Genomic DNA, 19,870 nt, shown 5'->3' with positions numbered 1-19,870 from the left:
CCCTCGCGCAGGGCGGCGACGGTGTCCGCGGCCCAGCGCGCGGGCCCGGGGTCCGGCGCGGGCGGCAGGAGGCGGTACGGGGCTGTCGGGTACAGGGTTGTCACACAGGGGACAGCGGTCCCGGAGCCCCGGCCGTAACAGGAATCCGGGCCGTTCCGGGAACCGGCGCAGGACCGCCCCACCGCCACCCCGGGACGATCACAGTTCCCGCCCACACACGGGGGTTTGAGCGGCCGGGCGCCCCGAAGAAACCGAAACGCCCGGTCTGCTCAAGCCCGGCTGCTCAGCCCTGGCTGCGCGCCCGGCGCGAGACCACCGCCTGGAGCACCCGGCGGCCCTCGATCGACACGTCCAGGGCGCGGCGCAGCCCGTTGGCGCCGTGCTCGGCGACGAGCTCCAGGACGACGGTCTGGCGGCGGAGTTCGGCGGCGACCAGCGGGGAGGACGTCTCCTCCGTACCGCCGTCGCGGTCCTCGGCCGCGTCGGCGGCCGGAGCGGTGTCCTCGGTGGCGGGGTCGAGGAGCCGGTGCACCTGGAGGGCGGCCAGGGAGCAGGCGTCGGCCCACTCCCGCAGCGCCTCGCCGGACCGCTCGGCCGGGGCCTCCTCCAGCATCCGCCGGACCAGCAGGGCCGCCTCGTCCTCGCCGGGGTCCACCGTGGTGAGCGCGGCCCGCGCCTTCTCCAGGCTCTCGGACCAGTCGGAGCCGTCGGCGAGGTGCGCCCAGAGGGGGCGCAGCAGGTCGTCGTCCTCGTACACCAGGGGGACGCACCGATCCGAACAAGCCAGTCCGCTGGCGGCCAGCCCGCGCGCGTCGGCCTGTGCGATCAGTTCCACCAGGCTCATGGAATCTCCCCTCGCCTGGGCACCGTCTTTACGGAGCCCGCATTTCCCCTTACTGCGTGCGACGGCCCCGGAGTGTCACAGTCGCCGGTTTTCAGCCAAGAACGGAGGTGTACGGGGAAGGGCCGAGCGCCTTCTCGTTCTGCATCCGGGTCAGCCGGAGCACGACCAGCGCGGCGAGCACGGCGGCCACCATGTCGGTCAGGTCGGAGAAGAGCAGGACGCGCGCGGTCCACACGGCGCCCTCGGTCACCTCGCGCGTGGCCGCCTCGTCCGCGAACACCGACACGAGCCACAGGGCCCACCAGCCGTTGATCAGCCCGTGCCCGGCGGGACGGCCCTGAGGCGCGCTCGCGTCCCAGATGTCGAGCACGATCCGGCGCGGGAACCACAGGTTGACGACCGGACAGAACCACGCCCCGATCGCCCAGCCCCGCCGCAGACTCTGCGAGGCCAGGTCGAACACCTCGGCGTTGATCCGCACCCGGTACAGCCAGCACAGATAGACGACCATCGCCCCGAGCAGGGTGAGCACCTGGGCGCCCCCGGTGAGCCCGGTGGCGAGGTCGGCCAGGTCGGAGGTACGGCCCCGGCCCGCGCCGTCCAGCTGCAGCGCGTCGGCCCAGACGGCGAACAGGTCGGCCACGGCGACGAGCGCGAGCAGCGTGACGGCGGCCCGTCCGAGCCCGACCGGCGAGCGCAGCGCGAGACCGGGCGGCAGCGCGAAGCCCGGAGGCGGAACGAACGGCGCGCCGGGCGGCGGAGCGACAGGCAGCCCGGAGGACGGCAGCGGAGCCACCGGCGGCCCCGCAGGCGCGAACGGCGGATGCACCCCCGCGGCAAGGCACTCCGGACACAGCGTGTTCCCGGCGGACGCGGGCCGACGGCCGCAGTGAGTGCAGGTCATGACGGTTTCCCCCCGATACATGCCGACGACGGCGCCTCACCGCCCCTCCCCAGGGTCGGCATGCGCCAGGAAGCCGTCGGCGAGCGGACCCACCGACGGCTTCCTGGAACCTACGTTCCCCGCGAACCTCAGTCCAGCCGATTCGCCAACTGCCGGAACTGGGCCCAGGACAACGGGGGTTGGCCCGGATACCAGAGCTTCTGCACGGTCGCCCGCAGCGGCATCCGGATACCGGAGGCGACCTGCGCCTCGGTCTGCGCGTTGGGGAAGTCGCACCACACCGCGAACGAGCCGCCGAGGATCTGCCCGTCGTACTGCGCCGGGACGGCCTCGGTGCCGCGCACCACGCGCGGGGTCCACTGCTCGTAGATCCGCTGTCCGGTCGGGTAGACGAAGGTCTGGGGCTCGCCGAGGACGTAGTAGAGGTACTCGTCGTTGTAGTTGAGGAGCTTGCGGCCCGCGCTCAGATACGTCACCGGCTGCCGGGCGCCTATCTCCTTGCCGGTCCAGTAGGCGACCTGGAGGTCCTTGGCGGGCTGGATCGAGGTGTCGCGCAGGAAGCCGTCGTTCCAGGCCCGCATGGTGCGGTCGTGGGCGCGGACGGTGGCGGCGCGGTCGTTGAGCCAGCCGGTGGCCAGGTCGGCGACGGAGCCGTCGGGGCCGTACTTCTCGCGGGCGGCGGCGGCCAGCTGCGGGTAGGACGCCTCGGGGTCGGAGACGGTCAGCGCCTGGTACTCGTCGCCGCCGAGGTGCCACTGCTTCTGGGTGAACAGCCCGGAGTACTCGTTCAGCAGGTCGTCGACGATCTGGGCGGAGGCGGGCTTGGAGATGTCGATCGCGCCGCGCGTCGGGGTGCCGCTCGTGTTGCGCAGCTGGAGGTCGGGGTGGGCGGCGATGACGGCGCCGAGGTGGCCCGGTGAGTCGATCTCGGGGACGACCGTGATGTGCCGGGCGGCGGCGAGGTCGATGATCTTCTTGACCTGCGCCTTGGTCAGATGGACCTTGGAGACGATCTCCGGGTGGGTGGTGGACTGGATCCGGAACGCCTGGTCGTCGGAGAAGTGCAGCCCCAGCTCGTTGAACTTCAGATCGCCCAGTTCGCGTACCCGGTCCTCGATCCAGGTCTCGGAGAACGGCTTGCGCGCGATGTCGAGCATGAAGCCGCGCACCGGCTTGGCGGGCTCGTCCTTGACGACGCCCTCGGGGGCGGTGCCGCCGCCGTGCACCTCCTGTTTGAGGGTGCGGGTCCCGTAGAAGACGCCCGCGTCGGCGGGGCCGCTGATCTCCACCCGGCCGTCGCGCACGGTCATGGTGTACGACTCCGGGTTGCCGCCCTTGGCGCCGAGGGTGAGCCGTACGTCGCCCGCGCGCACGTCCTTCTTCTGCCCGGCGTACCTCAGGCCGAGCTCCCCGGCTATGAGCTTGCCCTCGTCGGCCAGCTTCGGGTCGGTGACCACCACCCGGTCGCCGCCCGAGGGCCGCCAGCCGGGGCCGTGCGCCGGAGTGTGGGAGCGGACCGCCGGTATGGTCTGCGGCGCCTTCGACAGCGGATAGTTCCGCGTGGGCGACGGGCTCGGGCTGTCGCCCACGCTCGCGACGTCCGAGCCACTGGGCGGACCGCCGCCCGAGGAGGCCCACACGCCGACACCCACGCCGGCCACGACCGTCCCGGCGACCGCCGCGACGACGATCGCCCGTTTCCGCTTCACCTGCCGCGCCGCTCTACGGCGCCTGTGCTGGCTCACCTTCCCAACCTACGACCGAACCGGCGGGGACTCGTCATCGAGCGTTTCCCAAACTCTCCCGTCCGAGTGAAAACCGGGCATCCATCGGACACAGAGTGACCACTCTCGATAACGTGTCGGCACACCTTTCACACGTTCCCCTGCCGTTCCCCCGGCCCCACCCCGCCGCAACCGCTGCCACATCCCCCTGTCCCACACCACACGTGACGCGAGGACCCACGCTGCCTGCGCACCGTTCGCCGTATCTCCCCACGCCGCTCGACGCCTTCAACCTGGCCCCCGCCGACGAGGCCCGCGCCCTGCTGACGCGCTGTCTGGGCAGCGGCCGCTGGGCCGACCGGCTCGCCGAGCACCGCCCCTATCCGGACCTGGGCGCCCTGCTCGCGGCCGCCGACGAGGCGGCGTACGACCTGAGCCGGGCCGAACTCGCCGAGGCGCTGGCCGGGGAGTCCCTTCCCCGGCTCCCCCAGGGGACGTACTCCGCCGCCCACACCGCGCTCGACGCCGCGCACGCGGCCTACGAGGCGCGGTTCGGCCACGTCTTCGTCATCTCCCCGGGCGACGCCCCGCCGGAGGAGCTCCCGGACCGCGTCCTGGAGGGCATCCGGTCACGATTGACGAACGATCCGGACGACGAGCGGGTGGTCGTGGCCGAGGAACTGCGCGGACTGGCCCGGTACCGGCTCGCCGTCCACCTCGGCGGCTCCGGGTGCCGCACCACCAGCGACTACGCGCCCCGCCCCAGGGCCTAGCCCAGCAGCCATCCCGGCGTGGTCCCGATCACCCGTGCGATGCGGGGTGGATCACACAGACCGGCCCCCCGTCGGCCCTGGCGCACGTCATGGATACGATGCTGAGGGCCGGTGGACCGTACCCGGCCGGGCCCGACCGACAGTGAAGCCGGCGCGGCCCTAGTCCCCGCACCCGGAGGGTTCTTCCGTGCCGGCTGGAACGCTGTACCGCGGCCGGGAAGGTATGTGGTCCTGGGTGGCTCATCGAGTCACCGGCGTCCTCATCTTCTTCTTCCTGTTCGTTCACGTGCTCGACACCGCTCTCGTGCGTGTCTCCCCCGAGGACTACGACAAGGTCGTAGCCACGTACAAGACCCCGATCGTCGCGCTGCTGGAGTACGGCCTCGTGGCCGCCATCCTCTTCCACGCGCTCAACGGTCTGCGCGTCATCGCCGTCGACTTCTGGTCGAAGGGACCGCGCTACCAGAAGCAGATGCTGTGGACCGTCGTCGGTGTCTGGCTCGTCCTGATGGTGGGCGCGCTGTACCCCGTCCTCGGCCACGCCGCTCGTGTCCTGTTCGGGAGCTGACGCCGATGTCCACCTCTGAGATCAAGCTGACGGGCTCCTCCGCGGACGCCTTCGAGGACTCCTACGCGATGAGCCTCGACGCGCCGCGCTCCCGCACGCGCACCAAGAAGACCCCGAAGTCCACGCGGGGCAACTTCGAGATGGCGGCCTGGCTCTTCATGCGCCTGTCCGGCATCGTCCTCGTCGTCCTCGTCCTCGGCCACCTGCTGATCCAGCTCGTCCTTGACGGCGGCGTCTCCAAGATCGGCTTCGCCTTCGTGGCGGGCCGCTGGGCGTCCCCGTTCTGGCAGGTCTGGGACCTGGCGATGCTGTGGCTGGCGATGCTGCACGGCGCCAACGGCCTGCGCACGGTCATCAACGACTACGCGGAGCGCGCGAACACCCGCCTGTGGCTGAAGGCGCTGCTCTACACCGCCACGGTGTTCACCATCCTGCTGGGCACGCTGGTGATCTTCACCTTCGACCCGAACATCCGCTAGGCACGGGGCTGCGAGAATCATGAAGATCCACAAGTACGACACCGTCATCGTCGGCGCCGGTGGCGCGGGCATGCGCGCGGCCATCGAGTCCACCAAGCGCAGCCGCACCGCCGTGCTGACCAAGCTCTACCCCACCCGCTCCCACACGGGCGCCGCGCAGGGCGGCATGGCCGCCGCGCTGGCCAACGTGGAGGAGGACAACTGGGAGTGGCACACCTTCGACACGGTCAAGGGCGGTGACTACCTGGTCGACCAGGACGCCGCCGAGATCCTGGCGAAGGAGGCCATCGACGCCGTCCTCGACCTGGAGAAGATGGGCCTGCCGTTCAACCGGACGCCGAACGGCACCATCGACCAGCGGCGCTTCGGCGGTCACTCCCGCAACCACGGCGAGGCCCCGGTCCGCCGCTCCTGCTACGCGGCCGACCGCACCGGCCACATGATCCTCCAGACGCTGTACCAGAACTGCGTCAAGGAGGGCGTGGAGTTCTTCAACGAGTTCTACGTCCTGGACCAGCTCATCACCGAGGTCGACGGCGTCAAGACGTCCGCCGGTGTGGTGGCGTACGAGCTGGCCACCGGTGAGATCCACGTCTTCCAGGCGAAGTCCGTGATCTACGCCTCCGGCGGCACCGGCAAGTTCTTCAAGGTGACGTCCAACGCGCACACCCTGACCGGTGACGGCCAGGCCGCGTGCTTCCGCCGGGGCATCCCGCTGGAGGACATGGAGTTCTTCCAGTTCCACCCGACCGGCATCTGGCGCATGGGCATCCTGCTGACGGAGGGCGCCCGCGGTGAGGGCGGCATCCTCCGCAACAAGGACGGCGAGCGCTTCATGGAGAAGTACGCGCCGGTCATGAAGGACCTCGCGTCCCGTGACGTCGTCTCGCGCTCCATCTACACGGAGATCCGCGAGGGCCGCGGCTGCGGTCCCGAGGGCGACCACGTCTACCTCGACCTCACGCACCTCCCGCCGGAGCAGCTCGACGCCAAGCTCCCGGACATCACCGAGTTCGCGCGCACCTACCTCGGCATCGAGCCCTACACGGACCCGATCCCGATCCAGCCCACCGCGCACTACGCCATGGGCGGCATCCCGACCAACGTCGAGGGTGAGGTCCTCTCGGACAACACCACCGTCATCCCGGGTCTGTACGCGGCCGGCGAGGTCGCCTGTGTCTCCGTGCACGGCGCCAACCGGCTGGGCACCAACTCCCTGCTCGACATCAACGTGTTCGGCCGTCGCGCGGGCATCGCCGCCGCCGACTACGCCCACACGGTCGACTTCGTGGAGATGCCGGAGAACCCGGAGGGCATGGTCGTCGAGCAGATCGAGCGGCTGCGGAACTCCACCGGCACCGAGCGGGTGGCCGACATCCGCCGGGAGCTGCAGGAGACCATGGACGCCAACGTCATGGTGTTCCGCACCGAGCAGACGATCAAGACGGCGGTCGAGAAGATCGCCGAGCTGCGCGAGCGGTACGAGAACGTGGCGATCCAGGACAAGGGCAAGCGGTTCAACACCGACCTGCTCGAGGCCATCGAGCTGGGCAACCTGCTGGAGCTGGCCGAGGTCATGGCCGTCTCCGCGCTCGCTCGCAAGGAGTCCCGCGGCGGTCACTACCGCGAGGACTACCCGAACCGCGACGACGTCAACTTCATGCGCCACACGATGGCGTACCGCGAGACGGGCGACGACGGTTCGGAGACCATCCGTCTCGACTACAAGCCGGTCGTCCAGACCCGCTACCAGCCGATGGAGCGTAAGTACTGATGGCTACCCCTGTTCTGGACAAGGCGGAGGCGGCCGCCGCCGCGTCCCCCTACATCACGGTCACCCTCCGCATCCGCCGGTTCAACCCGGAGGTCTCGTCGGAGGTCCACTGGCAGGACTTCCAGCTGGAGATGGACCCCAAGGAGCGCGTCCTCGACGGGCTCAACAAGATCAAGTGGGACCAGGACGGCACGCTGACCTTCCGGCGTTCCTGCGCCCACGGCATCTGCGGGTCCGACGCCATGCGGATCAACGGCAAGAACCGGCTGGCCTGCAAGACGCTGATCAAGGACGTCAACCCCGAGAAGCCGATCACGGTCGAGCCCATCAAGGGCCTCACCGCGCTCAAGGACCTCGTGGTCGACATGGACCCGTTCTTCCAGGCGTACCGGGACGTCATGCCGTTCCTGGTCACCAACGACACCAACGAGCCGACGCGCGAGCGCCTGCAGTCCGCCGAGGACCGCGAGCGCTTCGACGACACCACGAAGTGCATCCTGTGCGCCGCGTGCACCTCGTCCTGCCCGGTGTTCTGGAACGACGGCCAGTACTTCGGCCCGGCCGCGATCGTGAACGCGCACCGCTTCATCTTCGACAGCCGTGACGACGCGGGCGAGCAGCGCCTGGAGATCCTCAACGACCGTGACGGTGTGTGGCGTTGCCGCACGACCTTCAACTGCACGGACGCCTGCCCGCGTGGCATCGAGGTCACCAAGGCGATCCAGGAAGTCAAGCGCGCCCTGATCACGCGCCGCTTCTGATCCTTCCGCAGCATGCCCGAGGGCCCCGTTTCCGTCACCGGAAGCGGGGCCCTCGGGCGTGGTGGCGTCCGTGCGGTCAGCCGCGCAGCACACGACCCTTGCTGTCCGTGCGGTCGTTGCTCACGAGGAAGATGATGCCGTCGATGAGCGCCCAGAAGCCGAGGCCGCCGCAGGTGAGGAGCTGGGCTATCCCGACGCCGGTGTTGCCGACATAGAAGCGGCCGATGCCGAGGCCGCCCAGGAAGATCTGCAGGATGCCCGCGACGATCTTGGACTTGTCGGAGTAGGGGCGGCCCTGCGGGTCGAAACCGTAGGGGGCGTCAGGGGTGGGAACGCTCATGGCTGTTGCTCCTGGCAGTGCCGTAGGGATGCGGGCAGGAGAGATCCCACGGCGAAGTGCGTGCCTCGTCGTCCCCCCTGTGATGGGTGATCCTAGGGAGGCGAAGTGAATATTCAGGGGCAAGATCGAACGATCGTTCCCTTACCGTTTCCTTGCCGTGATCAAATGCCTTGCCGCGTACGGCGATTGAGCCGCCCGAGGGCACCGTCGAGCGACTCAGCGAACGTTGCGGACCACGGACCACAGCACCGCGGTCCCCAGGATCGCCACCTGGGCGCGCGGGCTCAGCCGGGGCCGCCAGCGGCGCCCCCGCAGCCCTTCCAGCATCCAGCGCCCGAGCAGTGCCAGCGCGAACGGCGAGGCGAGCAGCAGCACGCGGTTGTCCAGCCATGCCTGGGCGAAGTGCCCGTGCATCAGGTCGTAGACCATGCGGGTGCCGCCGCAGGCCGGGCAGAGCAGCCCCGTCACCATCCGGAACGGGCAGCCGGGCAGGAGGTGGCCGGGCTGGTGCGGATCGGTGCCGTAGAGGTACACGGAACCGGCGGCACCGGCGACGAGCACCGCCAGGGGTGCCGCCGCCGGGTGACGGAACGCCGGGGCGCCGCGGGGCACGGTCTCAGCCACGCAGGGGACGGCCCTGGGCGTCGGTCTGGTTGTCGCTGACCAGGAGCATGATGCCGTCGATCAGCGCCCAGATGCCGAAGCCGCCGCAGGTGAAGAGCTGGGCCAGGCCCATGCCGACGTTGCCGAGGTAGAACCGGCCGACACCGAGGGTGCCCACGAGGAGCTGGAGGACGCCCGCGATGACCTTGGACTTGTCGGAGTACGGGCGCCCGTAGGGGTCGTAGCCGTAGGGGGCGTTGGGGTCGCCGGTGTACATGCCGGGCGGGATGGGGCCGGGGGGCGGGTAGTAGCCCTGCTGGTAGCCCGGAGGCGGCTGGTAACCCGGCGGGGGCTGATAGCCCGGAGGCGGCTGGTAACCCGGCGGGGGCTGATGGCCCTGCTGGTAATCGCCCGGCTGCTGGTAGCCCGGCTGCGGGGAGCCGGGCGGCGGGAAGGGCGGGGGCTGGCTGGGGTAGCCGTAGCCGGGGCCCTGACCGGGCGCCTGACCGGGACCGGGGCCGGGTGCCTGGCCGGGACCAGGACCAGGACCAGGTCCGGACTTCTGGAGGTCGGGCCGCTCGGGGCCCGGCTGCTGAGGCTGCTCGCTCAAGGCGACTGCTCCTGCGGATCGTTACGACAAGACGAGTATTTCGGATCATCATGCCAGGCGGTCGCGCCAGACGGTTGAACGCGTTCAAAAACAGGTCTACAGTCATGCCCTGTCAGCGTTTTGAACGCGTTCAAGAAGGGGTGGGGCATGGACCGCACCGTCATCGCCTACGTCATCTACCTGACCGTCAGCATCGGACTGACCGTCTGGGTGGCCCGTACGCTCAGCCGCAACGGCCGGATCTTCCTGGCGGACGTGCTGCGGGGCGACGAGAAGCTGGCCGACGCCGTGAACCATCTGCTCGTCGTCGGCTTCTACCTCGTCAACCTCGGCTTCGTGGCGCTCTACCTGAGCAAGAGCGGGGAGATCGAGGACACGCGCGGCATCTTCGAGGCCCTGTCCACCAAGCTCGGCGTGGTGCTGCTGGTCCTCGGCGTGATGCACCTGGGCAACGTGTACGTGCTCAACAAGATCCGCCGCCGGGGGCTGATGGAGCGGGAGCCCCACCCGCCGGTGGCCCCGCAGGGCTGGGTCCCGCCGATGGCGCCTCCGGCGGCCGGGGCGTGAGCGCCGCTCAGGACCGGGGCGCACCCGTCGCCCCGGTCCACGGGCTCACCGTGCTCTACGACGCCGAGTGCGCGCTGTGCCGCCACGTACGGGACTGGCTGGCCAGGCAGCCCAAGCTGGTGCCGGTGGAACTGGTCGCGGCCGGGTCCGCCGAGGCGCGCGGGCGGTTCCCCGGGCTCGACGCGCCCCGCACCCTGGACGAGGTGACCGTGATCGGCGACGCCGGGCAGGTCTACCGGGGCGCCCGGGCCTGGATCGTCGTCCTGTGGGCCCTGCGCGAGCACCGCCCGCTGGCGCACAAGCTGAGCACGCCTGCCGGGATGCGCCTGGCGCGGGGCGCGGTGCTGGCCGCCGCCAAGTACCGGGGCAGGCAGTGGGGCGGGCAGCGGACGTACCGCCGAGCGGACGGCTGGCGGTACGACCGGTCCGCAGGCTGGGTCTACAACCCGCAGTCCTGTTCCGACGGCGCGTGCCCCACTGGTTAGGCTCTTCTACCGTGCCCGCGAAGAACGACGGCCCCGACGAGGCCGGCCCCCAGACCAAGTCCGAGCAGACCCGCGCGCTCATCCTGGAGACCGCGATGCGGCTGTTCCAGGAGCGCGGCTACGACAAGACGACGATGCGGGCCATCGCCACGGAGGCGGGGGTCTCCGTGGGCAACGCCTACTACTACTTCGCGGGCAAGGAACACCTGATCCAGGGCTTCTACGACCGGATCGCCGCCGAGCACCAGGTGGCGGTCCGGGAGGTCCTCGACCGGGAGACCGACCTGGAGGCACGGCTCGCGGGCGTCCTCACGGCGTGGCTGGACATCGCCCGGCCGTACCACGAGTTCGCGGTCCAGTTCTTCAAGAACGCCGCCGACCCGGACAGCCCGCTCAGCCCCTTCTCCCCCGAGAGCAGCCACGCCCGCGAGCAGGCGATACGCGTCCACCGCGAGGTCCTGGCGGGCTCCAAATCCAAGGTGGCCCCCGAACTCCGCGACGTCCTGCCGGAGTTGATGTGGCTCTCCCAGATGGGCCTCGTCCTCTACTGGGTCTTCGACCGCACCGAGAACCGCGAACGCAGCTACCGCCTCGCCCGCCGCGGCGCCCGCCTCACCGCCCGCGGCGTGGCCCTGGCCCGCTTCCGCGTCCTGCGCCCGCTGGTCCTGGAGGTCCACGAACTGTTCACGGACTTCCTGCCGGGGATGACGAAGGCGCTGCCGGATCCGGGGAAAAGGACATGACAGGACGAGTGAGGATCGGGGAGTTGTGACCAGTAGGTTCACCGAGTTGGTTGTCGACCGCCACGAGCCGGAGCCAGGTCGTGACGGCCGATCCCGAGGGCAACGAGTTCGACGTCGTGCGCACTCTTGCGTGAGGATGCGCTTGCGGGGCGGTGCCGGACAGCGCGACGGCGTGTCGGGCCCGGTTCCCGGAGCGTGAACGTCAGGGTGGCTGGCGGGAACCCTCTCCAGAGAGCGAGCGAGCGATGCCCGACGTCACCACCCCGTACGCGACCGGCACCCCGTGCTGGGTCGATCTGATGGCACAGGACCAGCAGGCCGCGCTGGACTTCTACCGTGATCTGCTCGGCTGGCAGGGCGTGGCCGGGCCGGCCGAGTTCGGCGGGTACGCGGTCTGCGAGCTGCAGGGCAAGCCGGTGGCGGGGATCGCCCCGGCGATGGCCCCGGAGGGGATGCCGGAACCGCCCACCGTCTGGACCAGCTACCTCGCCACCACCGACGCGCAGGCCACCCAGGACCAGATCGTCGCCGCGGGCGGCACCCTGCTCTTCCCCGTCATGGACGTCGGCACGCTGGGCCGGATGCTGGTCGCCGCCGACCCGCAGGGCGCGGTGTTCGGCGTCTGGCAGCCGGGGGACTTCTTCGGCGCGGGTGTGGTCAACGAGCCCGGCGCCCTGATCTGGAACGAGCTGCACACCACCGACGTGGAGGCGGCCGCCGCCTTCTACGGCGAGGCGTTCGGGATCGACATCGTCCCGGCCGACGGCATGGACGCGTACTGGGAACTGCACGTCGGCGACCGCACCGTCGGCGGCGCCACCCTCCTCGCCAACGACCCGCCCGGCACCCCGGCCCACTGGCTCACCTACTTCGCGGTCGACGATGTCGACTCCACGGTGGACGCCCTCGTCAAGCGCGGCGGCACGGTCCTCGCCCCGCCCTTCGACATGGTGGCCGGCCGCATGACCGTCGTCGCGGACCCTCAGGGCGCCCCGTTCGCCCTGATCAAGCCGAGGCCGCGCGACTAGGCTCGCGTCAGTTCCTGTTCAGCACGCGGGACACCCCGGCGACGACGGCCGTCGTGAGGAGCCAGCCGATGGCGATCAGCAGGTACGACAGCCATTGGGCGGCTCCGGACCAGTGCCACGCGCCGCGCTGACCCAAGTCGCCGATGGGGAAGAGCAGGTCGACGGTGTAGACGAAGGCGTGGAACGGGTCGCCCTCTCCCGGCTTCGTGCGCACGGGCGAGCAGAGGCTGAACGCCAGGGTGCCGAGCAGGGAGAGCGCGGCCAGCCACACCCCGGCCAGCCAGGGGCGGTAGCCGTACCCGACCGTGGCGTCGAGCAGATGTCCCCACACGCGCCCCGCCGGGTGCACGGTACGGCGGCGGTGGCGCTGCTTCTCCAGCAGTACCCGGCGGGCGACGTCGTCGTGACCCGCCTGCCGGTAACTCGCGGCGAGCTGTTCATACGGCTGCGGGGCGTAGCCGGGGTTCCGGCGGACCCACGCCAGGCGATAGGCGGTGTCCTCCTTCAGGGAGTCCTTGTCGGAGCGGAGGGCGCCGTAGACGAAGCCGTCCAGCCGTATCTCCCGCGGCCAGGCGTGCTCGCGGTCGTGCAGCGTGGTGACCGTGGCGCCCCGGAGGTCCACGGCGCCCTGCGCGGGGGCGGCGAGGGTGAGGTGCAGGGCCGGGTGCCGTGATCCGCGCCCCGTTCAGTCCCAACTCCCCCGTCAGGTGGGCGTTCAGGAGGGAAAGACGGCCGGTGTCCAGCACGGTCCCGTCCAGTTCCAGGTGACCCTCTATACGGCCCAACCGGCGTCGACCCCGGGAACCCGGCTGTCCGTGATCCGGATCGTCCGCGTCGAGGCCCCGTAGAAGCTGACCGGGTGCTCCAGCAGGCATCCCTTCAGCCAGAGCACATGCCCGATCTCCGCCCCGGCCAGGTCGATACGGCCCGTGATCCGCGCACCGGCGAGCCGCAGCGAGGCCACGCTTCCGGCGTCCGGCGGGTTGACGCCCAGCAGCAGGGCGGACACGACCTCGGCGCGGACCGTCCGCCCCGGCCCCCACTCCGCTCCCCCGGCGGGATCGTCGCGCTCGGCCGTCCCGGTACGCAGATCCACCCACCGCCCCTCGGGAAAGGCGTCCCACAACTCCCGTTCCGTGGCGCTCAGTTCGTCATAGCTCAGCACCGCAACAGGCTACGGCCCACCCGGCATCGGCCTGGGGCGTCCGGGGCAGATCCCCTCGCGATCACGCTGGCCATCACCGCCGTGTCGCCGTCCTCGACTCCCCGGCACGCAGTGGAACGACGAGCGCATCCAGGGCGCCGCAATCGCGGGCCCTAGCCGTGGAGCATGTCCGTGAACTGCCAGGAGTGGCCCGGCGCGTGGCCCGCGAAATGGGTGCACGGTTCTCGTTCGACCGGGTCGACGGTCGGGTCGCTCATGCAGCACGGGCGGAGCACGGCGTACGTGAACCGGCTGTCGTCCCACAGGACCCACAGCTGGGCCTCGGGGCTCAACTCACCCACGTGATCCGCACAGTTGCCGTCATGCCCCTTGCCCAGCTCGCACACGACGCGGTCATACAGGTGCGGGGGGGAATTCCTCGACCGGTACGGCTCCGGGCAGCGGCGTGCTCGTCAGGTCCGACCAGGGTGAGCAGGCGGAGGCGTTGCAGTGGTACATGGTCGGTCGTCCCGTCTGGTGGTTGGAGAGCTACGCTCCGGTCATGTCCGAGCCCTTCGTGAACGGCGACGTGCATCACCGGGCGTGCGGTGTCTGCCCGTCGCGATTCCACACGGTCGGGGAATTCGACGTGTTCGAGCGGCCGACACCGGAATGCCCGTTCAGCCGGGAAGACGGGCACCGGTATCTGAGCGACGGGACACCCGTCTGCGTCCACCCCGAAAAGGTCGGCCTGCCCGCGGGCCGCTACAAGAGCGCGAGCGTACCGCTCACCGCCGAACTGAACCTGCCGGCCGACCCCTCCGAGGTGGTCCCTTACCTCCACGACGTGCTGTACGGCGCCGCACCCGTGCTGCTCGACGAGCTGATCGAGAAGGCGTCGGCCCAACTCCGGGCGCGGTTCCCGGAACTCGACCCGCTCACCGTTCTGCGCCGGGCGCTCGAGTAGCCGCTATACGGCGGAGGCGGAGAGTTCCGCCGTCGAGAAGGTGAAGCTGTGCGCCTGGCCCTGCTTGCGGAAGCCCATGGCGATGTACTTCCGGTCCAACCAGTCCAGCCGCCGCGTGACCTCCTCCGCGTCGAGCCACAGGCGACTGTCCGGCTCGCCCCACGCGGCGCGATAGACCTGGTCCGTGTAGTCGCCGGGACGCCAGTCCGTGTGCTCCTGGTCGGTCTGGTGGATGATCGCCACACCGACCCGGGCGGTGATACGGGCCAGCAATTGAGGCTGCGCGATCATCGCGTGCGTCATCTCGTCCACGGGAACGGCGATCGGGATCTCCGCCGCGTGCTCGTCGCCGGTCATCTCGTACACAGCCGCCTTGAGGCAGAGGGCCTTGAGACCCTCCGTGAAGAGGGCGTGCTTGTCCTTCTCCTGGTCGTACTCGGCGACGACAACCGAGCCGGTGAAGCACTGCCAGTCGCTGTCGTACTTGAGGCAGGCCGCCTTGAACGCGGCGAATTCCGGATCGGTTCCGACGGCCGCCAGGATCTCTCGTGCGCGCTCAGCCACACGCTCAGCGGCAGGACGCTCAACTGTCATTGCTGCGCTCCTTCGTGTACCTCAGGGTTGACCCGCTTCATCACGCACCGTGTGGGACGAGCCGGGTATTGCCCGCCCCCTGCCGCAGAGCGAGTCGATGTGGCAGGGGGCGGAGATCAGTTGCGGACAACCCGGCCTTCTCCAACTGGCGTTCGTTCACCTGTGAAGGCCGGGGCAGTCACAGGTACTCGCCCCTGCTCCGCGCGTTCGCGCAGGCCGTGAGGGCGTTCAGGCGCTGTTCGGGACTCGCCGGTTGTACGTCCGCGGGGTCGGCCTGCCAGGAAGCACCACCCGTGACCGGCCGCAGGCACCACCACTGGCCACAGCACACGCCACGGAACACGGCGACGGTTTCTCGCGCCTTGTCGTGGACCAGAGACCCAATCTCAGGTACCGCCGGTGAGTTCGTGCGTCTCGCCGCCCCCGCCTGATCCTGGCCGGGGGAAGTCTGACTTTCCATCGCTGGACCCTCACTGTCGCCGGGAGACCCTTCACCTCTAAGCAACCGCACGCACACGCTGCGCGGTAGCTGGGTCACCGGAGCGGGACTTGAAAGCCTTGAAAGTTCGTGGGCGGGAGTCGGGGCGATGGGCGGCAAGGAACCGAATGCCGGGCTGGCGCGGCTGCTGAGCGAAACCGGTTGGAAGCACGCCCAGTTGGCACGTCAGACGAACGCCGTCGGCACGGAGACCGGTACGCCGTTCCGCTATGACGAGTCGGCTGTCAGCCACTGGTTGAACGGCACCATGCCCTTGGAGCCTGCCAGGCGTTGCATTCTGGAGGCATTACGACGGAAGCTGAACCGACACGTCACCTACGCGGAAGCGGGTTTCCCGCCGCCCAAGCACGATCGAACGGCTGCCGCGGGTGACACGGTGGAAGGGTTGGTCGAACTGGGCAAGCAGGACATGCACCCCTCCCGGCGTGGCGTCCTGGAAGCCGGGCTTTTCTCCGTCGCGCTCACCATCCCCGGCTGGCAGGACGTGCTCGGGCGACTGGAGGCGTTCAAGGCCGGGCGGGCGACCCGCATAGGGATGCCGGAAGTCCGGATGGTCATCGACATGACGGCCAAGGTCTCCGAGCTGGACGACCAGTTCGGCGGCCGCCACGCACGTCCCATGGCCGCCGCGTTCCTGGTGAACACCGTCACCGGCTATCTGCACGCGGACGGCCCCGAGGACGTACGCAAAGCCATGATGGCCGCGGCATCCGACCTCAGTTATCTCACGGGCTACATGGCCGTCGACGAGGGCTTGCATGGCCTCGCGCAGCGCTACTACGTCAAGGCTCTCGAACTCGCGGGAGCGGCGGACGACCACCTGACGTACTGCACCACACTCCGCGGCATGAGCGTGCAGGCCGTCGACCTCGGTCATGGCGCGAAAGCCATGGACCTCGCGGACGCAGCCGCTGCCGCGTCCCCCGCCGCCGGTCCCCGGATGCGCGCGTTCCTCGCCGGACAGCAGGCGCACTCGGCGGCGCTTCTCGGCGACCGGCCCCGCGCCCTTCGGCACATCCGCGAAGCGGAGGCGGCCATGAACCGCGCGGAAAGCAGGGGCAAGCCATTCGGTTCGTACGACCCGTCGTCGCTGAACTACCACATCGCGCAAGTCCGTTATGAGCTGGGCGATGTGGCCGGGTCGGTCGAGGCGATGGAACAGTCGGACCAGCTGCGCGTCGGGGTCTACCGACGAGCCCGCGTACGTCACCGCGCCCTCCTCGCGGAACGGCAACTGCGGCTGGGACATCTCGAAGCGGCGTGCGAGACGTGGAAGACCGCGCTGGACGAGTGGCCCATGGTGCAGTCCGGCCGGGCCGACGACCGCATGCGCGTCATGCTGAGGCTGATTAAGCCGCACAGCGGGAACGCTCACGCGCGAGACCTGTACGACCGGGCGAAGGCCGTACTGCCCGCGTCCCCGCGCTGACCGTCTACAGCTGAGTCAACGATGCCGGAAGGAAAGGCAGTTCAAGCAGACGAGATCCCCGCGATGAGCTGCCGATGGGACTCCTGGAGCCCCTCCGGCAGCGCGTCCGGGTCGCACCAACGCGCCTCCAGGATCTCGAAGTCGTCGATCTTCAGGGTGCCCCCGACGTACGACGCCTCGTAGGCGACCTCCAGACGGAGCCGGTAGCCGCTGAGCAGCCGCACCAGCCGGCAGGGCTCGACGTCGAGGCCGGTCTCCTCCTTGACCTCCCGCACCACGGTGTGCGGAAACTCCTCACCCTTGAGGGCGAACCCCGTGGGCAGTCCCCAGGCCCGGTCCGGCGGCCACAGCCGATGCCTGAGCAGCAGCACCCGCCCCGCGTCGTCCCGTACGACCCCGGTGACGCCCACCATGAACTTGGCGTTCACGCACCACAGGATCCGCCACTGCAGCGGACCCCGGATGCTCCGCCACAGCCGGGCGACAACTCGCTTCACGGTCAAGCCCTTTCGCTCCGCGCGCCGACATCACCCCTCATGATCGCAGCGACGGACGTCAGTCCCGGGGCAGGGCGGCGAGCCAGCGGTCGTCCTGGAACTCGGCGGGCACTTCGTCCTCCCACGGATCGATCCCACGGCGTTCCAGCTCGTCGAACCACCGGTCCCGCTGTGACTCGGGAAGGCGCTGTCCGCACCAGGGACAGAAGTCGATGGTGATGCTCGATGTGCCGCCGTCATGGACGATCAGCCCGTACTCCTGGAACCTGGCACTGAATCCGACCAGCGCGTCCGGACAGCCAAAGGGGTCGCCGTCGTGCTGGTCGCAGCGCACGTTCACGTGGCGACTCATCGCTTCGCAGCAATGGTTGGTCATGACCTTGGCTCTCCGGAGGTCGGTACGACGACCAGAAGTAGATCACGGTCACCGCTCGATGGTCAGCGGCCCTCTTCCGGTGCCGACCGTCGGTCGGCGAGGCGTTCCTGGTCGGTGGCGTTGCCGGTGCGGGCCTCGGTGCGGTGGCCCCGTTCCAGGTAGTCCCGGACGATCAGCTCGACGGCGTCCTGCGGGCTTCTGGTACCGGCCAGCAGCATGACCTCGATGGCCAGATCGCTGTCCAGAGTGATGGTGACCTTCGCCATGACCCCTCCTGAAAGGCTCCCTGTGAGCTTATCCATGGACGGTTCCCCCCATGCCGTTCAGGAGGCCGGTCGGAGTGGGCGTACCCCTTAGGCTCACGCCCATGTCCGTGGACGACTTGCTCAGCCGGGCCGTAGGGGTGTTCGTCACGCGCGAGCCCTACGGTTTCCCGCGTCTGGATCCCGACAGTCTTGAACGGGAATTCGGCCTCCACCGGGGACATGCGAACGGGGGGTGCGAAGAAATCGCACCCCCCGTTTCCCGCACAGCCGGTGTCTACGTCAGTTCAGGACCGCGATCCCGTCCGTCGTGACCGCCGGACGGCCCGCCGTGCCGACGACCACGATCTTGAGGGTGTGCTGGGCGACACCGCTCCAGGTCTTGGTCCACATGGCCTGGCGGTACAGGGTGGTGGCGGACTTCAGGTCGACGGTGGACTGGTAGGTGCCGTCGAGGTAGATCTTGACCTGACCCGAGGTGGAGGCGCGGGAGGCGATCCAGGAGACCGAGCGGCCCTTGAAGGTCCAGGTCAGGGTGGCGTTCGCGGCCGAGGAGCCGGTCGAGGCACCGCCCAGGTAACTGGTGCTGGACTTCTTGGCCCAGGTGCCGGTCGCCTTGGCCGAGGTCTCCTGGACGAGCGTCGCCGTCCGGGTGACGGAGGTGGTGGCCGCGTTGCCCGCCAGGTCGGTCGCCTTGAGGGCGAACTTGGTCGCCGTGGCGGCCTTGGCCGTGGTGGCCCAGCTGGTGGCCGTGCTCGCCAGGGTGGCCGCCGTGGGAGAGGTGGCGGCCTGGGCGCGCAGACCGTTGTCGTCGGCGGCCTTCCAGGAGACGGTGACCGGGATGCCGGTCGTGTTCACCGTGCCGGTGCGCAGCGCCGCGGACGGCGCGGTCGGGTAGGTCGGCACGGTGGTGTCCGCGATCACGGTGGCGGCGGTCGAGGTCGTCGTCTTGCCGGTGATGTGCGTGACCCGTACCTGCACGGTGTGGCGGCCACCGGTCAGGGTGACGGCGGCGGAGGTGGCACTGCCCGCCGTCTTCGCCACGCTCTTGCCGTCCACCAGGACCTCCGCGCCGGACAGCAGCGCGGTGGGGGTCGTGGTGCTCCAGCGGACCGTGGCGCTGGTGCCGGTGACGTACGAGGTGCCCGACTTGGCGGTGCCGCTCGCCCCGGCGACGCCGGTGACGGCGACCCCGGTGGCGGGGCCGGTCGCGTAGGAGCGGATGGTGGCGAGCTGGGCGTACAGCTGGTTGCCGGGGCAGTCGGTGGCGTACCCGTTGCGGTGCCCGGAGACGGCGTTCAGGGTGTAGCTCTGGCCGAACGTGAAGCCGTAGCTGTCCTTGGAGCCCTCGGTGAGGGTGCTGGTCGCGGTGGGGCTGATGCCGGACATGCCGAGCTTCCAGGCGGCGATGCGGGCGATGGCCGTCTGCATGGCCTGGCTGGGAGCGGCGCCCTTGATGGTGCTGGCGGACGCGTCACCACCGCTGAGGTCGGTGTACGTACCGATCGCGGCGATGCCCATGGAGTCGGTGTTGAAGCCGTACGTCTGCGCGCCGATCACCGGCATGGCGGTGCCGCCGAAGCGGCCCTCGAAGATCGTGCCGCACTTGTCGACCAGGAAGTTGTAGCCGAGGTCGCGCCAGCCCTGGTGCAGGTGCAGCGCGTACAGGCTCCGCACGATCGCCGGGGAGTCGGTGCAGGAGTACGTGTTGGTGGTGTCGGTGTGGTGGACGAAGACCACCTTCACCTTCGTCGCGTAGTCGGGGTAACCGGCGTCCCGGGCGCACTCGTCGGCACCCCAGCCCGCGCGGCTGACCACCGGAGGCGCGGCCACCGTCGAGGCGCTGGGCGCGGCCGGCAGCGGGCTCGGCACCGTGCGCGGTACGGCGGAGGCCCCCG

The 19,870-nt window shown here is 70.0% G+C and carries 25 protein-coding genes; 11 read left to right on the top strand and 14 right to left on the bottom strand.

Features of this window, described 5'->3' with window-relative positions; translation table 11 throughout:
• Positions 1–283 precede the first annotated feature (283 nt).
• The 3 genes from GTW40_RS15495 to GTW40_RS15485 form a co-directional block, all read right to left on the bottom strand.
• On the bottom strand, positions 284–844 hold the full coding sequence (locus tag GTW40_RS15495) for a hypothetical protein (protein ID WP_161180768.1): 561 nt from the start codon (positions 842–844) through the stop codon (positions 284–286).
• A 91-nt stretch (positions 845–935) separates the two neighbouring features.
• Positions 936–1,748, bottom strand: a complete 813-nt coding sequence (locus GTW40_RS15490) for a DUF4328 domain-containing protein (protein WP_161180767.1) — start codon at positions 1,746–1,748, stop codon at positions 936–938.
• Between the two features lie 128 nt (positions 1,749–1,876).
• The gene (locus GTW40_RS15485; protein ID WP_343245709.1) at positions 1,877–3,493 is read right to left on the bottom strand and encodes a glycoside hydrolase family 20 protein; all 1,617 of its coding nucleotides are present in this window, start codon (positions 3,491–3,493) and stop codon (positions 1,877–1,879) included.
• A gap of 203 nt (positions 3,494–3,696) precedes the next feature.
• Here GTW40_RS15485 and GTW40_RS15480 point away from each other — a divergent pair, with 203 nt between their 5' ends.
• The 5 genes from GTW40_RS15480 (at position 3,697) to GTW40_RS15460 (ending at position 7,827) form a co-directional block, all read left to right on the top strand.
• Complete coding sequence (locus GTW40_RS15480; RefSeq protein WP_161180766.1) at positions 3,697–4,245, top strand: 2-oxo-4-hydroxy-4-carboxy-5-ureidoimidazoline decarboxylase; 549 nt, start codon at positions 3,697–3,699, stop codon at positions 4,243–4,245.
• Positions 4,246–4,432: 187 nt separating this feature from the next.
• A complete protein-coding gene (sdhC, locus tag GTW40_RS15475; RefSeq protein ID WP_078495794.1) occupies positions 4,433–4,813 on the top strand; it encodes a succinate dehydrogenase, cytochrome b556 subunit in 381 nt (126 codons plus the stop codon).
• A gap of 5 nt (positions 4,814–4,818) precedes the next feature.
• Positions 4,819–5,292: a succinate dehydrogenase hydrophobic membrane anchor subunit gene (locus GTW40_RS15470; protein ID WP_161180765.1), complete on the top strand. Its 474-nt coding sequence runs from the start codon at positions 4,819–4,821 to the stop codon at positions 5,290–5,292.
• A gap of 19 nt (positions 5,293–5,311) precedes the next feature.
• A complete protein-coding gene (gene sdhA, locus GTW40_RS15465; protein ID WP_161180764.1) occupies positions 5,312–7,066 on the top strand; it encodes a succinate dehydrogenase flavoprotein subunit in 1,755 nt (584 codons plus the stop codon).
• Positions 7,066–7,827, top strand: coding sequence for a succinate dehydrogenase iron-sulfur subunit (locus tag GTW40_RS15460; RefSeq protein ID WP_161180763.1), 762 nt, complete (start codon positions 7,066–7,068; stop codon positions 7,825–7,827). The genes sdhA and GTW40_RS15460 overlap by 1 nt, the downstream gene beginning before the upstream one ends.
• Positions 7,828–7,903: 76 nt before the next feature.
• On the opposite strand, the gene GTW40_RS15455 is transcribed toward GTW40_RS15460, so the two are convergent.
• From GTW40_RS15455 to GTW40_RS15445, 3 genes are all read right to left on the bottom strand, one after another.
• Positions 7,904–8,167, bottom strand: a complete 264-nt coding sequence (locus tag GTW40_RS15455; RefSeq protein WP_161180762.1) for a TM2 domain-containing protein — start codon at positions 8,165–8,167, stop codon at positions 7,904–7,906.
• 216 nt (positions 8,168–8,383) lie between these two features.
• Positions 8,384–8,791: a DUF2752 domain-containing protein gene (locus tag GTW40_RS15450; RefSeq protein WP_343245708.1), complete on the bottom strand. Its 408-nt coding sequence runs from the start codon at positions 8,789–8,791 to the stop codon at positions 8,384–8,386.
• Positions 8,784–9,380, bottom strand: coding sequence for a TM2 domain-containing protein (locus GTW40_RS15445; protein WP_161180761.1), 597 nt, complete (start codon positions 9,378–9,380; stop codon positions 8,784–8,786). Before GTW40_RS15445 ends, GTW40_RS15450 begins: the two co-directional genes overlap by 8 nt.
• Before the next feature lie 147 nt (positions 9,381–9,527).
• On the opposite strand from GTW40_RS15445, the gene GTW40_RS15440 reads away from it, so the two are divergent.
• The 4 genes from GTW40_RS15440 to GTW40_RS15425 all read left to right on the top strand — a co-directional run bounded on the left by GTW40_RS15440 (position 9,528) and on the right by GTW40_RS15425 (position 12,203).
• Positions 9,528–9,947 (top strand): hypothetical protein, encoded by a 420-nt coding sequence (locus GTW40_RS15440; protein WP_161180760.1) that lies wholly within the window; start codon positions 9,528–9,530, stop codon positions 9,945–9,947.
• Positions 9,944–10,432 carry a DCC1-like thiol-disulfide oxidoreductase family protein gene (locus GTW40_RS15435; protein WP_161180759.1) on the top strand — a complete coding sequence of 163 codons (489 nt, stop codon included), beginning with the start codon at positions 9,944–9,946 and terminating at the stop codon, positions 10,430–10,432. Before GTW40_RS15440 ends, GTW40_RS15435 begins: the two co-directional genes overlap by 4 nt.
• A gap of 11 nt (positions 10,433–10,443) precedes the next feature.
• The gene (locus GTW40_RS15430; protein WP_161180758.1) at positions 10,444–11,175 is read left to right on the top strand and encodes a TetR family transcriptional regulator; all 732 of its coding nucleotides are present in this window, start codon (positions 10,444–10,446) and stop codon (positions 11,173–11,175) included.
• Positions 11,176–11,420: 245 nt separating this feature from the next.
• Positions 11,421–12,203: a VOC family protein gene (locus GTW40_RS15425; RefSeq protein WP_161180757.1), complete on the top strand. Its 783-nt coding sequence runs from the start codon at positions 11,421–11,423 to the stop codon at positions 12,201–12,203.
• 7 nt (positions 12,204–12,210) lie between these two features.
• Here GTW40_RS15425 and GTW40_RS33140 read toward each other — a convergent pair whose 3' ends face one another.
• The 3 genes from GTW40_RS33140 to GTW40_RS15415 form a co-directional block, all read right to left on the bottom strand.
• Positions 12,211–12,825, bottom strand: a complete 615-nt coding sequence (locus GTW40_RS33140; protein ID WP_237525532.1) for a hypothetical protein — start codon at positions 12,823–12,825, stop codon at positions 12,211–12,213.
• A 150-nt stretch (positions 12,826–12,975) separates the two neighbouring features.
• Complete coding sequence (locus GTW40_RS33135) at positions 12,976–13,368, bottom strand: hypothetical protein (RefSeq protein ID WP_237525531.1); 393 nt, start codon at positions 13,366–13,368, stop codon at positions 12,976–12,978.
• 152 nt (positions 13,369–13,520) lie between these two features.
• Positions 13,521–13,754, bottom strand: coding sequence for a hypothetical protein (locus GTW40_RS15415; protein ID WP_161180756.1), 234 nt, complete (start codon positions 13,752–13,754; stop codon positions 13,521–13,523).
• A 155-nt stretch (positions 13,755–13,909) separates the two neighbouring features.
• On the opposite strand from GTW40_RS15415, the gene GTW40_RS15410 reads away from it, so the two are divergent.
• A complete protein-coding gene (locus tag GTW40_RS15410) occupies positions 13,910–14,314 on the top strand; it encodes a hypothetical protein (RefSeq protein WP_161180755.1) in 405 nt (134 codons plus the stop codon).
• A gap of 3 nt (positions 14,315–14,317) precedes the next feature.
• Here the strand turns inward: GTW40_RS15410 and GTW40_RS15405 are convergent, their stop codons facing one another.
• Entirely contained in the window at positions 14,318–14,908 is a 591-nt protein-coding gene (locus GTW40_RS15405; protein ID WP_161180754.1) for a hypothetical protein, read from the bottom strand.
• A 587-nt stretch (positions 14,909–15,495) separates the two neighbouring features.
• On the opposite strand from GTW40_RS15405, the gene GTW40_RS15400 reads away from it, so the two are divergent.
• Positions 15,496–16,836 carry a transcriptional regulator gene (locus GTW40_RS15400; RefSeq protein WP_202485928.1) on the top strand — a complete coding sequence of 447 codons (1,341 nt, stop codon included), beginning with the start codon at positions 15,496–15,498 and terminating at the stop codon, positions 16,834–16,836.
• A 41-nt stretch (positions 16,837–16,877) separates the two neighbouring features.
• On the opposite strand, the gene GTW40_RS15395 is transcribed toward GTW40_RS15400, so the two are convergent.
• From GTW40_RS15395 to GTW40_RS15380, 4 genes are all read right to left on the bottom strand, one after another.
• Entirely contained in the window at positions 16,878–17,333 is a 456-nt protein-coding gene (locus tag GTW40_RS15395) for an NUDIX domain-containing protein (RefSeq protein WP_161180753.1), read from the bottom strand.
• A gap of 58 nt (positions 17,334–17,391) precedes the next feature.
• Positions 17,392–17,709 (bottom strand): hypothetical protein, encoded by a 318-nt coding sequence (locus GTW40_RS15390; protein ID WP_161180752.1) that lies wholly within the window; start codon positions 17,707–17,709, stop codon positions 17,392–17,394.
• A gap of 62 nt (positions 17,710–17,771) precedes the next feature.
• Positions 17,772–17,975 (bottom strand): hypothetical protein, encoded by a 204-nt coding sequence (locus tag GTW40_RS15385; RefSeq protein ID WP_161180751.1) that lies wholly within the window; start codon positions 17,973–17,975, stop codon positions 17,772–17,774.
• Between the two features lie 279 nt (positions 17,976–18,254).
• Positions 18,255–19,870, bottom strand: a 1,616-nt coding sequence (locus tag GTW40_RS15380) for an N-acetylmuramoyl-L-alanine amidase (protein WP_161180750.1), incomplete at its 5' end; no start/stop codon positions are given.

It is taken from the genome of Streptomyces sp. SID4985 (genome assembly GCF_009863025.1).
In the GTDB taxonomy this organism is placed as follows: Bacteria; Actinomycetota; Actinomycetes; order Streptomycetales; family Streptomycetaceae; genus Streptomyces.
Note: the sequence above shows the minus strand (reverse complement) of the source record. Positions and strands in the feature narration are given on the sequence as shown.